General features: G+C 72.5%; 12 protein-coding genes. 1 reads left to right on the plus strand and 11 read right to left on the minus strand.

The window, feature by feature from the left end; translation table 11 throughout:
* Positions 1–16 precede the first annotated feature (16 nt).
* The 7 genes from AB8A24_RS19905 to AB8A24_RS19935 all read right to left on the minus strand — a co-directional run bounded on the left by AB8A24_RS19905 (position 17) and on the right by AB8A24_RS19935 (position 8,760).
* Positions 17–592: a hypothetical protein gene (locus AB8A24_RS19905; RefSeq protein ID WP_328961838.1), complete on the minus strand. Its 576-nt coding sequence runs from the start codon at positions 590–592 to the stop codon at positions 17–19.
* Positions 589–969, minus strand: coding sequence for a PadR family transcriptional regulator (locus AB8A24_RS19910; protein WP_328961839.1), 381 nt, complete (start codon positions 967–969; stop codon positions 589–591). The genes AB8A24_RS19905 and AB8A24_RS19910 overlap by 4 nt, the downstream gene beginning before the upstream one ends.
* 21 nt (positions 970–990) lie before the next feature.
* Positions 991–2,217, minus strand: a complete 1,227-nt coding sequence (locus tag AB8A24_RS19915) for an MFS transporter (protein WP_369476961.1) — start codon at positions 2,215–2,217, stop codon at positions 991–993.
* A gap of 234 nt (positions 2,218–2,451) precedes the next feature.
* A complete protein-coding gene (locus tag AB8A24_RS19920; RefSeq protein WP_328961840.1) occupies positions 2,452–3,810 on the minus strand; it encodes a DUF4407 domain-containing protein in 1,359 nt (452 codons plus the stop codon).
* Positions 3,800–5,506 (minus strand): hypothetical protein, encoded by a 1,707-nt coding sequence (locus AB8A24_RS19925; protein ID WP_328961841.1) that lies wholly within the window; start codon positions 5,504–5,506, stop codon positions 3,800–3,802. Before AB8A24_RS19925 ends, AB8A24_RS19920 begins: the two co-directional genes overlap by 11 nt.
* Complete coding sequence (locus AB8A24_RS19930; protein ID WP_369476914.1) at positions 5,503–7,833, minus strand: hypothetical protein; 2,331 nt, start codon at positions 7,831–7,833, stop codon at positions 5,503–5,505. The genes AB8A24_RS19925 and AB8A24_RS19930 overlap by 4 nt, the downstream gene beginning before the upstream one ends.
* Positions 7,834–7,920: 87 nt before the next feature.
* Entirely contained in the window at positions 7,921–8,760 is an 840-nt protein-coding gene (locus AB8A24_RS19935) for a hypothetical protein (RefSeq protein ID WP_369476916.1), read from the minus strand.
* A gap of 287 nt (positions 8,761–9,047) precedes the next feature.
* On the opposite strand from AB8A24_RS19935, the gene AB8A24_RS19940 reads away from it, so the two are divergent.
* A complete protein-coding gene (locus tag AB8A24_RS19940) occupies positions 9,048–9,620 on the plus strand; it encodes a Pycsar system effector family protein (protein WP_369476918.1) in 573 nt (190 codons plus the stop codon).
* On the opposite strand, the gene AB8A24_RS19945 is transcribed toward AB8A24_RS19940, so the two are convergent.
* The 4 genes from AB8A24_RS19945 to AB8A24_RS19960 form a co-directional block, all read right to left on the minus strand.
* Complete coding sequence (locus AB8A24_RS19945) at positions 9,600–10,304, minus strand: Crp/Fnr family transcriptional regulator (protein WP_328961845.1); 705 nt, start codon at positions 10,302–10,304, stop codon at positions 9,600–9,602. The genes AB8A24_RS19940 and AB8A24_RS19945 overlap by 21 nt on opposite strands.
* Positions 10,305–10,410: 106 nt before the next feature.
* Positions 10,411–11,421: an MFS transporter gene (locus AB8A24_RS19950; RefSeq protein WP_369476963.1), complete on the minus strand. Its 1,011-nt coding sequence runs from the start codon at positions 11,419–11,421 to the stop codon at positions 10,411–10,413.
* 464 nt (positions 11,422–11,885) lie between these two features.
* Positions 11,886–12,359: a hypothetical protein gene (locus AB8A24_RS19955; RefSeq protein ID WP_328961846.1), complete on the minus strand. Its 474-nt coding sequence runs from the start codon at positions 12,357–12,359 to the stop codon at positions 11,886–11,888.
* On the minus strand, positions 12,356–12,733 hold the full coding sequence (locus AB8A24_RS19960) for a restriction endonuclease fold toxin-2 domain-containing protein (RefSeq protein WP_369476921.1): 378 nt from the start codon (positions 12,731–12,733) through the stop codon (positions 12,356–12,358). Before AB8A24_RS19960 ends, AB8A24_RS19955 begins: the two co-directional genes overlap by 4 nt.
* Positions 12,734–12,772 lie beyond the last annotated feature (39 nt).

Raw genomic sequence — 12,772 nt, forward strand, 5'->3', positions numbered from 1 at the left:
TACCGTCAAGTAATCTTCAGAGCGCTTGAGTTGAGCCACCCTTGGCGTTCCGACGGGCCCGCATGTCGGCGTACACGTACGGCAGCGCGGGCAGCAGCAGGAGCGGCGCGACCCACAGCGGGAGCGTGAACAGCACCCTCTCGCCGGCCAGTCGCTTCACGAGGATCAGCACGGGCAGACCGACGGCCAGGGAGAGCAGCCACTGGTGGCGCATGCGCATGGTGCCCCGGCGCAGCTCCCAGGCGACGGTGACCGCGCCGATGGCCACCCAGAAGGCGAGGTAGTGGGCGCGTACGTCCATCTCGGTGGTCCGGCGGACCAGGAACGTGAGGAGCGGAAGCCAGCCGAGGACGTAGCAGGCCATGGCCGTCGTGCGCAGGGCCCGGTGGGTGAAGGGGGCACGCTCGCGCGCCCAGGCCGCGGCGAAGGCCCGTACGTCCGGGCCGACGACGTCCTGCCCGGTGCGCCCGGCGGCCTCCGCGTCCTCCAGGTGCGCGGAGAGCTCGTCGAGCATCTCCCGCATGTCCGCCTCGGCGACGCCGCGGTACCCCCAGTTGCTGCGGCAGGCCGCGAGTATCTGCTCGTTCGTCATGGTGTGCCTTCCCCCGTGGATTGCGTACCGACGCTCAGGATCCGACCGACGGGCCCGACGAAGGACTGCCAGCCGGCCCGCCCCGCGGTCAGCTCGGCACGCCCGGCCTCGGTCGGTCGGTAGTACTTGCGCGGGGCGCCGCCACTGGGCGACGGAGCACGGTACGAGGAGATGAGCCCCGCCCGCTCCATCCGCGCGAGCAGCGGATAGATGCTGCCGTCGCTGACGAGGTCGAGCCCACCCTCGGCGAGCGCCTCGGCGAACTCGAAGCCGTACCTGGGGCGTTCGGCGATCAGGGACAGCAGGCAGAGGTCGAGCACTCCGCGCAGGAGCTGGCTGCGCCGTTGGTCGGCGGTCGCGGTCGGCTCCTTTGTCATGCGGTACAAGATAGTCATCTACTACCTTGCGCCGCAAGACAGTTGCTTCTCGCGCGGCAGCAGCAGCGGGGTGGCCAGGAGGAGGACCCCGGCGGCCGCGATCGCGGTGCGGGGGCCGGTGACGACGGCCAGCACGCCCCACCCGGCGGTCAGGGCGGCGATGGTGACGCTGCTGCTGATCGCCCAGGCGGCCTGGGTGCGGGCGAGCCGGCCGGGGTCGACATGGGTGAGCCGGTAGGTGGCGAGCACCGGATTGAACAGGCCGCAGCAGGCCACCAGGCCGAACTGGACGGTGATGACGAGCGCCATCCCGGGGATGCCGGGCGGGACGAACGCCAGCCCGAGCGGCCAGCACGCGCGCAGCGCTCCGGCGGTGCGGAGCACCCGGTGCCGCCCGTACCGGGCCACGAGCCGGGGTGCGAGGCGTGAGCCGACGAGGCCGCCGATGCAGGGGAGCGCGAAGACGAGACCGTACTGCCAGGGCGCGAACCCGAGACCACGCAGCAGGAGCAGGGCGAGCAGCGGCTCGGAGGCCATGATCAGGCCGTTGACGGCGATCGCGTTGAGGAACAGCGGGCGCAGCACGGGGTGGCCGAGGATGTGGCGCCACCCTTCGAGCAGATCGCCCGCGCGCAGCCGCGGCGACCCGGCCGCCCGCCCGGGGCTCGGTTCCGTCCCGCCGACGGACCGGATGCCCAGCGCCGAGAGCAGGTAGCTGACCGCGTCGGCGACCACGGTCACCACCGGGCCGAACATCCCGATCAGGGCCCCGCCGAGCGGTGGTCCGACCATGGTCGCGGTCCACGTCGTCGACTCGAACCGGCTGTTCGCGACGAGCAGGTCGGCCGCCGGCACGAGCGTCTTCAGATACGCGCCGGCGGCCGCCTTGAAGGCGATGTCCGCCGCGGCGACGACGACCGACACGAACAGGAGCTGGGCGAACCCGAGCCACCCGAGCGCGAACGCCACGGGGACGCTGATCAGCGCGACGAACCGGGTCAGGTCGGCCCCCACCATGACCGGCCGCTTGCGGCGCGGCTCCACCCAGGGACCGAGCGGCACCGCGAGCACGGCCCCCAGCACCCGCCCCGCCGCGGCCAGCGCCGCCACCTGGGCCGGCCCGGAGTCCAGTACGAGGATCGCCATCAGCGGGAACGCGCCGAAACCGAGCGAGGTGCCGAACGCGCTGACGGCGTACGCGGCCCACAACCGCCCGAACCGCCGCCCGAGCCCCCGCGCCCCGACCACCGCCCGCGCGGCCTCGTACAGCCGTGCACCCCGGGCGACCGCCTCCCGCTCCCTGCGCCCCATCCGGCCCCGGCCCCTCTCTCCTTGTCCGCGCATCCTGCCACCGCGGCCACGGTGGCAGCGCCGCGAGGGCCGGACCCCGACCGGGTCGATCCCCTGCCGATCCGCCGGACGCGACGGTGACCGGTCGCCGCGGCCGCCGGGGCGGTCGGAGCAACCGGTCACCGTCGTGCGTCATTCGCCCAGGAGTCGGGCGGTGCGGGCGTCGAGCTCCTCGCGGACCATGCGGGCGTGCTCGGTGCGCGCCTTGTAGTGGTCGTGCCCCAGCCGGGCCTTGTCCTCCTCGGCCCACACCTCGGCCGCGTACTGCCGGACCTCGTGGTCGATGGCGTCGACCCGGCGCTGCGCCTCCTGGTCGTCCAGGTGCATGCGCTTGTTGGCCTCGCGCCGCTCCGCGAGCCGGCGGTCGTACTCGGACGGGCCGCTCATCAGCTTGGCGAGCACCGGCATGGCGTCGACCAGCAGCAGCACGGCGTGCAGCAGGAACATCATGAAGAGCGCGAAACCGTCGGACCAGGCCACCGTGGACAGGGCGTCGGCGCGCATCAACAGTCCGTCGTGCTGCTGCGACTTCTGCCGATCGGCGACCTTGGCGTCGATCGCCTTCTTGACGTCCACGCGGTAGGCGGTCCCGGCGTCGATCAGCGTCTCGGACAGGACGTTGCCCTTGGCGACGAGTTCGGCGCGCTTCGCCTCGTACTCGGCGACCTTGCCCGTCGCCTTGTACGCGCCGGTGTCGGCGCGGGCGCGCTCACAGGTCTCGCTGGTGTCCCAGCCGTTGCCGCGCCGGATCCAGCGGTCCTTGGCGCACTCGTCGCGCTCGGTCTGCAGTTTCTGACCGAGGTTGTCGTTGTAGGTCTTGATCTGCCCGTCGAGTCGGGCGGTGGCGGCGGTGTTGTCGTCGATGTCCGCCTTGATCGAGGCCGGCGCGCCCGGCACCGTCAGGTGGAAGTCTCCGCACGCGGCGCGGTCGGTCGTGTCCTTGCCGTCGAGGGGGTTGCAGGCAGTGAGGTCGCCCCGGAAGTCGGCGAGGTCGCGCTCCCTGTCGACCGCCATCTCCTGACGTATCTCCCGGTCGAAGATCTGGAACAACAGCGGCTCGGCGATGGTGAGCCCGAGCACCAAGGAGAGGAACAGCCGGGGCACCAGCATGCGGACCGCCCGTCCGCCGGTGTAACCGTGGGTGCTGGAGACCAGCCAGCTGTCCAGGGCCAGCACGATCCACGCCCAGACCAGACCGACGACGATCGCCACCGCGACCGGCGTGCCCTCGCGGATCGTGGAGATCGCCATGGCCATGGAGGCACCGCCGAGCAGCGCGGTGTTGAGGACGATGGCGCCGTACCACGTGTAGCGGGCCCGCTCGGCGCTCTCGCGGTCGAGGATCTCCTCGCGGATGCCGATCAGTCGGCGCAGGAACACGGCGGGGCCGCGGCCTCCCCAGGTGCGGTACGCGCGGTGGGCGGGGCGGGTCTCGGCCGCCCAGGCGTCGTACTCCTCCTCGGGCGGGCGGACGGGGGTGTCAGCGGCCACGCTCCTCCCTCCCCGCTTCACCGAGGTCGTCGTCGGCGATCAGGGGGCGGCGCGCGGAGCGGGCGCCGTCCTCGTCGCCCGCGCCGTCGCGGTCCCGGTCGGTGCCGCCGTCGCGGGCGGGCCGGTCGGTGCGCCCGCCCCCGTCGCCGTACCGGTCGTCCTCGTACCGGTCGTTCCCGTACCGATCGTCACGTCGGCCGTCGCCCGGGTCGTACTCACGCCCGTACTCGTCCTTCTCGTACGGGCGGCGGCGCTCGTCGGAACGGTCCCGGGAGGAGGTGCCGTCGCCCTCCTTCAGCTGCGGGGTGTCGGTCGCGCCGGTCACCTGCCCGGCGGTGGGTGGGTCCTGGTCCAGGAGGCCCTGCCCGGTGCTGAGGCGCTCGACGAAGGCGCGCGCGTCGATCGGCGCGTTGTCGAGGAGGCCGCGGTTGATCATCTGGCGGCCCAGCTCCTGGTTGATGCTGTCGCGCCGGTCGGCCCGGTGCCGCCTCTCGGCCCGGTCGGCCAGCACGTCCTCGCGGTGCTCCGCGCGCTGCGCCAGCCGGTCGTCGCGGTCCGAGGTCCGCTGCTCGCGCTGCTCCTCCCGGGCGGCGTCGAGCGCGGCGCGGTGGTCCTGACGGTCGACCTCGCGGTGCCGGTCCTCGCGCTCCAGGCTGTAGCGCAGGTCCTCCCGCTCGGCCTGGCGCCGGCGTTCGGCGTTCTCCCAGTGGCGCTCCTCGTCCTCGCGCTGCCGCTCGCGCCGCAGCCGGTCGGTCTCGCGCTGGCGCTCGGCCAGCTCTGAGTACCCGATCTCGCCCCGGCGCTGGGCGAGGATGTCGGTGTTGGCCGGGTCGGTGCCGAAGTCGTCGAGGTCCTTGAGCGCCTCGGTGCGGTCGAACTCGTTGTCCTTGCGCTTGAGCTTGTGGGTGTAGTGCTGGTCCTCGGCGTCGGTCCGCTGGGTGTACGACCGCCTGAGGTCGTCCAGTTCCTGCTGGTGCCGCATCTCGAGCGCCTTGCGCTCGGCGTCCATCCGCTCCCGTTCCTTCTCCCGCTCGTGCTCCATCTGCTCGCGCTCACGGCGTACCGCCTCCTTCACGCGGTCGTGCTCGTGTTCGCGCCGCTCCTCGTCGGCACGGCGCTGCTGGGTGGCGAACTCCTCGGGGGTGAGCACCGTCAGGTACGGGTCGCCGACGGAGAGACCGGCGATCCGCGGCGGCTCCATCTCCAGGTACGAGATCAGGCGCGCGGTCAGCCGCCGGGACACCTCCTTCCCCGCTTCGAGCGGCCATTCCTGGGTGACGTCGGTGAGCCCGGGCAGCGCCCGGAGATAGCCGAGCAGCCGGGACTCCACGTCGACGACGCCCTCGCGGACGACGGCCACGGGGTCGGTGACCGTGCAGTGGAAGGCGACCTGGACGGTGAAACCGTCGGTCTCGGCGGACGGTACGTCGGTGCCGACGGTGACGGGCACGGCGGTGCGGCAGTCGACGACGGTGACCGAGCCGGCGTTCAGGACGGTCTCGTCGCCGGGCCCGCGGACGCCGTGGTCGGTGAGGTACTGGTCGCCGGTGCGGTACACGAGGACCTGGTGGGCGGAGACGCGGGGCAGTTCGTCGTACGAGCGGGTCGGCTGGTTCCAGAAGCGGCGACCGGTGCGGGGCGCGGGGGCTAGCACGCGCTCCTCGACCAGGGGATAGGTCTTGCGGATCGTGGTCATCGTGGGTGGGTGTCCTTCGCACTGTTCAAGGCGCCGAGCAGGGTCGCGACACAGTCGGGACCCGTGGCGCGAGTGGGACGGGAGACCGCGAGTCGGCCCAACTCACTTGTCAGCAAGGGGTGCTCGACCTGCGGAAGCGCGGCGGCGAGGGCGTGACCGAGTCGCGCGGCCGCAGCGGTGGGGTCGGAGGTCACGGCGGGCAGGCCACGGACCGTGACGAGGAGGGCGGACAGGGCGTTGCGGCGCAGCGGCCGGTAGCAGAGGATCGTCGCCCACAACTCCGCGACGACGTCGGCCTCTTCGGGCCGGTCGGCGAGGTGGCGCGCGACGGCGGGGCGGCCCGAGAGCCGCTCGGTGGCGGTGAACACCCAGAGGGTGGTCTCGAGGACGAGCAGGCCGGTCGCCGAGTAGGCGGCGGACCGGGTGCGCTGTTCCTTCCTGATCCGGTGCGCCAGGGCGTCGAGGACGATACCGGCGTCCTCCTGGCAGTCGACGAGCGTCAGGAACAGCTGCGCCCAGGCCCGTAGACCGTGCTCGCGTTCCGCCCGCTTCTCGAGGGCGCCGCTGCGCAGCACCGCCCAGAGCCACTTCACCGCGTCGGTGGGGAAGGTGACGCCGAGCTGGCCGCTGAAGGCGATCAGCGCGGTGCCCCGCAGGGTGGGGTGGAGGGACTGGGCCCAGGTGCGGGCCAGGGTGAGCGCGGCGGCCGCCTGGGTCTCCTCCAGGCACATGTACCAGAGCACGTACACCGCGAGGGTCTGCCCGGTCTCGCCGCTCTCCCCGCGCGCCCACGGGTCGAGGTAGCTCTGCACGACCTCGTCGAAGGCGATGTGCCCGAGGAGGGTGAGGCCGGAGGCGATGGACAGCTGGAGGGCGGGGTCGGGGTCGGCGTCGACGAGCGCGTCCAGCCAGTGCCGGACCGCGTCCCAGTACTCGGTGGGGTGATCGCGCCACAGCGCCTGCAGCACCCAGCGGCGCAGCTCGGCGTCGGCGAAGACCATGACCTCGCGGGTGGTCGCGCCGTAGACCTGCATCTCGGTGGTGATCAGGGCGTTGCGGGAGAGGGAGCGGCGCCGGTCCACCGGGCGGGCGCGGCGGCGCTGCTGCGGGTCCTGGCCGTCGGGGGCGGCGGTCTGCCCCGTGGTGTCGGGGGCGGCCGCGCCGTCGGCGGAGGAGGCGACCTCCGGGGTGAAGTAGACCGGCCCGAGGAGCCGTTCGAGGAGGTCCTGCAGCGATTCGAAGGCGCGCCGTCCGATGCCGGGGGCGAACGCGAGGGTGGTGACCTCGGCGATCTCGCGCAGGCTCCGCTCCTCCTCGGTGCCGAACCACTCCTGGACCGCCTGCGGCGCGCTGCCGCTGTGCTCCTTCCACGCCTGGTCGGGGTCGGCGCCCGCCGCGATCCGCTGCGCCGCTTCGGCGACGACGGCGATGGGGCAGCGGGGCGGGATGCCGGAGACGGCCCGGTCGACGATCTCCTGCGGGATGCGGGCCTGGACCAGCCGGGCCCGGACCACCTTGTCCAGGACCGGGGGCCGCCACGGCAGATGGCGTACGGCCTTGGGCGCGCGCCCGGCCACGCCGTGCACGGTGGTGATCACCAGGTGGGCGCGGTGGCGGCGCAGCTGGTCGCGTACGCGGCGCCAGTCGAAGTCCGAGGACGGACCGGCGGTGTCCGCGGTGGCCCCGGCGACTCCGCCGGCCCCGCCGGCCCCGCCGGGTCCCGTGGTGCCGGCGGTTCCGGTGCGGTCGAGGACGACGTAGCCGACGCCCTCGTCGAAGGTGCGCTCCGCGAGCTGGTCGAGGCCGATGTCGGGCGAGAGCACCACGTAGTCGGCGGAGGGTCCCACCGTCTCCCGGAGCAGGGCGACCGCGCCGGAGCGCTTGCCCGTGCCCTGGGGGCCGGTGAGCACGACGATGCCGGTACGGGAGAGCTCGCCGGCCGCGTCGTCGAAGCAGTCGGGGCGGATGTAGGAGCGCAGCAGCGCGTCGATCTCGTCGCCGTCGAGGAGGCCGGTGGCGCGGGCCCGCCCGGGTCGCTCGGCGGTGGCGATGCCGAAGTGGGCACGGCCGTGGTACTGCGGGCCGTAGAAGTTGTTGTAGACGCGGTAGTCGCCGTCGGTGGAATCGGCTCCGGAATCCGCCCCGGGGTTCGCTCCGGAATTCGCTCCGGAATTCGCTCCGGAATTCACTCGTGAGGGTGACGGGGAGGTGAGTGTGGGCGGGGTCGGGGAGGGGGTCGGTCCCGGGGTCGCGGGCGACTCGGGGGCGGGGCGGGGATCGGCGGTGCCGTCCGCCTCCTCGGTCAACTGCCGGGGTTCACCGGACATGCCGTTCCCTTCCCCACCACTTCCGTGATCCTGCGTGGGCCGATCCGTGGATCTCACGTGTGCACCCCGTCTCCGCGTCCACTCAACTCACTTGGAGATGCCGAAGACGACGTTCCCGTTGAAGACGGTTCCGTGCAGATTGTTGGTGACCGAGTCGCCTCCACCGGCCCCGGCCGCCGCCGAATCGGAATCCGAACCGGAATCCGAACCAGAGTTCGGTGTGGATCCGGAAGTCGATGCGGTGTCGGATCCGGAGCCGGAATCCGGCTCGGAAACGGAATCAGAATCGGAACCAGAACTGGCACCGACACCGGGCTCACCGAGGTCCAGCGTGTGGACGTCGCACCCCGACACCCACAGCCAGGCCCGCCCCCGGTACTCCTTCTTCTCGACGACGACCTCGCGGAACTCCTCCGGCCGGAAGTTGGTGTACCCCTGCGCGACGAGCTCCGTGAAGATCGGCGCGGTCAGTGCGACGGCGAGGGCGGCGTCCGGGGCCGCGGCGAGGGCCCGGCGCAGGGGGTCGCTCTCCAGGACGCGGGAGACCTCGACGGGGCCGGGGCCCACGAAGCCGTTGGGGGCCTCGGACGCCGGACCGAAGTGCACGGCGGCGCGCAGCGCGAGCCGGGCGGCGGGCACCCGGTCGCGGTTGTACGCCCGCAGCCCGGCGTCCAGCCGCCGCATGAACGGCTCGACCAGCGCCTGTTCGCCGGAACCGGCCGGGAGCACGGCGAACTCGGAGTCCCCCGCGGCCTGCCGTACCCAGGAGGCCCGGTCGAGCCCGGCCGCCTCGGCGGCGTCGGCCAGCAGCCGGGGCAACACTGTCTGGATATCGCGCTGTCGCGCGGTGTCCGCACTGCCGTAACCACGCGCGTCGACGGCGAGCAGAAGCCGCCTGTCGAACCTGCCCATCGCACCTACGGACATCCCGTCCTCCTCGTCCGTGCCATCGGGGAGGCACAGCATGCCGCACCTCCAACTCACTCGCGAATCAGCAGAGTTACGAGGTGCAAAGCGATGCGGCATGTCGCTCCCGGACCGTTGCCCACCCCCGTGGAGCGCCGGTCGCCCTGCCAGTCGTACACCGGATCCGGCCACCCGCACCCCGTGGAAATACGGGATCTCGCGAACTCGGCCGATCCCGTAGAAGTGCCTGGTCCGCCCGGCGGGCCGGCGGCTCAATGGAAGTCCGGACGAGCCGCGTTGGAGGTACCGTGACAGCCACCCCGCCCGCCGCGCCCACGGCGGAGCCCACCCCTGCCGAGGCCCGGCTCGGGCCCGCCTCGCGCACGATGCTGACCGTCCTGCAGACCACGCACCAGCACGCCGACGCCAAGGCCGGCATCCTCTCCGCCGTGCAGGCGGCGCTCGTGGGAACGGCGGGCGCCTGGAGCGAGGCGGCGTTCGACGGCTGGCGGCGCGGCGGCCCGCTCGGCGTTCTGGCGGGGGTGCTGCTGACCCTCTTCGCCTGCGGCCTCTTCGGCGGCGCGGCCTCGCTCGCGCTGGCGCTCCGGCCGCGCGTCTGGCGGCCCACCGGCGCCAACGACTACAGCTTCGTCCGGCTCGCCGCCGCCTCGGACCCGTCGCCGCCCACCGCCGACATGGCCCCCGGCATCGACACCGGCGTCGCCACCGCCGAGGACGAACGGCAGCTGCGCGCGGTGATCCGCTTCCTCTCCGAGGTGGCCCTGCGCAAGTACCGCTGTGTCACGGCCGCCGTGGTGTGCACCGCGGTGATGGGTGCCACCGCCGGTCTCTGCCTGCTGCTACGGCCGCTGCTCGGCTGATCCCCGGGGCCGGCGCGGGGCGGGCGGCGCCACGGGTTCGGCGAGTTCGGCCACCCGGGCGAGCCGGGCGAGGTCGTGCACGGTGGTGGTGCGGTATCCGGTGCCGAGCAGCCCCTCGTCCCGTAGCTCGCGCAGTCCCTTGTGCACGGTGGTCTCCGCGGCGCCGGTGAGCGCGGCGAGTTCGGGCTGGGTGAGCTGGAAGCCGATCACACGGCCACCGCCCGCCTCGGGTCGCCCGTACGCCATGGCGAGCTCCACCAGGAGCCGCGCGAGGCGCACCTTGACCGGGTACCCGCGGAATTCGAGCCGCCGCCGGTTGGCCCAGCGCAGCCGGTCGGCCACGATCCGGGTCAGCGCCATCGCCACCTCGGGCCGCCGCAGCATGAGCGCGTGCAGGGCCCCGGGCCCGATCACCCGCGCCCGCAGCGGCCCGCAGGCCACCACTCCGGCCGACCGCGGCGCGCCGTCGAGCGCGGCCATCTCGCCGACGCTGTCCCCGCCGACCCGAACGGCGAGCAGCGACTCCTGCCCGTTCTCGACGGTCGCGGTGACCTTGGCGAACCCGCTGAGGATCACGTACAGATGCCGATCGGTGGCGCCCTCGGTGAGCAGTACGCCGCCGGAGTCGAGCGTCGACTCGGAGCCGAGCGCGAGTAATTCCGTCCGTGCGGGAGCGGACAACACTCCGAGCAGGCTCCGACCCGGCCATTCCCACCGCTCACCCGGTCCCACGCCCACCCGTCCGCCCTCCGCCCTTCGCACGCAGCACGCGCATCCCAGCCCGCCCAGGCTAGGGGGTGTCGTGCCGATCGGGGCGCGCTCGGCGGCGGGTACGGAGCATCGTCAGGGCGTGGGCCGCCGCCGTGGACAGGCCCAGGAGCAGAGCGCCCGTCCACAGTGCGGCGGAGCCCCAGGTCTGCAGGACCGCCATCCCGAGGGGGGCGCCGACCACGAGCCCCAGGTTCCAGACGAACCCGTACGCGCCCTGGTACGACCCGGCCCGGCCCGGCGGCGCGTGGCGGACCAGGAACGCGGAGGCCTGCGGGACGAGCAGCATCTCGCCGACCGTCCAGACCACCAGGGCGGCGGCGTACGTCCACGGCCCCGCGGCCACCGCGTTGGCCCCGAAGCCGACCGCCACCAGGACCGCCGCGCACAGGAACTGGACGTCCACGGCGAGCCGCCGGGTCAGCCGGGAGACCAGCGGCTGGGTGGTGATGATCAGGAATCCGTTGAGCGACACCACCAGGCCGTAGACCTGCGAGGACAGGCCGTGCGCCTTCATGTCGAGCGGCAGTGCCGACTGCTTCTGCAGGTAGATCGCGGCCAGACAGAACGAGAGCGCGAGGAACCACGCCGTCGCGGGGCTGCGGAACGGCGCGAGCAGTCCCCGCAGGGTCTCCCGCCCGCCGTCGCCGGCCTCGTCCGCCGCGCCCGCCTCGTCCGCCACGCCCTTCGGGGCGGCCTCGGCCCGCGGCCGGGGCCCGGGCAGCCGGTGCGCCAGGCCGGCGTAGGCGAGCGCGGTGGTGATGTTGAGCGCGACGAGCCAGTAGCCCGAGGCGGACAGGAGGAAGCCGGAGACGGCCGGGGAGATCGCGGCCCCGATGTTCGACGCCCAGTACAGCAGGCCGAAGGCCCGCACGTGCTCGCTCTCCGGCAGTGTCTGTGCGACGACCACGGTCCCGGCGGGCTTGTGCAGGGTGGAGGCGCAACCGGCCAGGAAGGCCGCGACGCCCAGCACGGCCGGCCGGTCCACCGCCGCCAGCACCGCGCAGGCGCCGACGGCGTGCCGGCACTTGATCGACTCCTCGCCTCGTCACGGCTTCCGAGGATCGCCCGCTGCCCTCGCTAGCCGGTGTCCTCGCACGCTCGGACGAGGTCGCGGTGGCCGACTTCGCGCGCGTACTCGCCACCTCCGCCATGCTGGCAGCAGCTACCGATCCGCGTTCTTGAACGCGGATGACGGGCATGGACGTTGCGCCCTCGGAATGGCAGAAGCACATTCGACGATTCGACGGTCGGCACCGACACGCACTGGTCGCAGCATCGCGCGGACTGCTGCGGACAGCAAGGCTCCCCGACTTGCATCGCCGCAGGTCAGGGAGCCTCCGATGGCTTGCTCAGACGTTGAAGCGGAATGCCTGCGGACCGATCCCGACCTGCGGCGGAGCCGCATTCACCGCCCTGACCAGGCATTTCTCCGTTGGTGTGCGTTGGGTCCCGGCGGCTGTTTACGGGTGTCCTGCGGACTGTCTGCGGACTGGCCTACGGGGTCTCGACGGAGTCGAGGTGCCTGCGCAGCTCCGCCGCGATCTCTTCCTCCCCACCCTCGGCCGGCAGCGGCCACGGGTCCTGCTCGCCGTTCGCCACAGCGAGGCTGCTCGCGAACCAGACGAGGTGCGGTGCGGGCACAAAGGAGTCCCGAAGCCACCGCGCGAAGACCGCGGCTTCGCCTGCGGTCACGTCGGTCAGAGTGATGTAGGCATAGTCGGGCCTAGGCATCGACGCCGTCCCGTCGATCCATACGCCAGGCGCCGGCTCGATCTCGAAATCGAGGACGGGCACACTGTGGATCCCCGAGATCCGATACTCCACAGCCGGCTCGGGGAACGCCTCCCTCAGAGCCCTCTCCAGAGACTCGGCCGTGGCTCGCCAAGCTCCTCCGTCGCCCTGGGGCGGGTAGAAGGCAAAATTGGTTCGGATATTCCGTTCAGTGGGCACGGTCTTCCTCTGTCTCACGGCACGTATCGCGTCGAGCCCGGCGTACCCGACATCGCCATCATGGACTGCCAGTAGGCAGCGTTGTCCTTGCCGTTCGTGACGATCTCCAGCCCCCGTATCTCGCTGTTCGCGGCGTTCTCCATCGCCTGCTTGTACCGGACGAGCTCCTTCTCGTCACCGGCGTACATGGAGTCGATGACGGGATCCCAAGCGATCTTTCCCTGCGAGTCCACCTTGACCGGTTTGGTCAGAGTCTCTTCCAAGCGGTCAAGGGATCGGAAGCTCTTCTTCTTGCAGTCGGGATCACGAACGTGCTTCGCCTCGACGAGGTATCCGTCAACGGGCCGTATGCCGTCCACCATCAGTCCACGGTTCTTCCCGGCCAGTGGCACCTCCCGTTCCGGATACCCGGAAGTGCGCAGCTGGTAGGC

The organism is Streptomyces sp. BF23-19, from assembly GCF_041106355.1.
Taxonomy (GTDB): Bacteria; Actinomycetota; Actinomycetes; order Streptomycetales; family Streptomycetaceae; genus Streptomyces; species Streptomyces virginiae_A.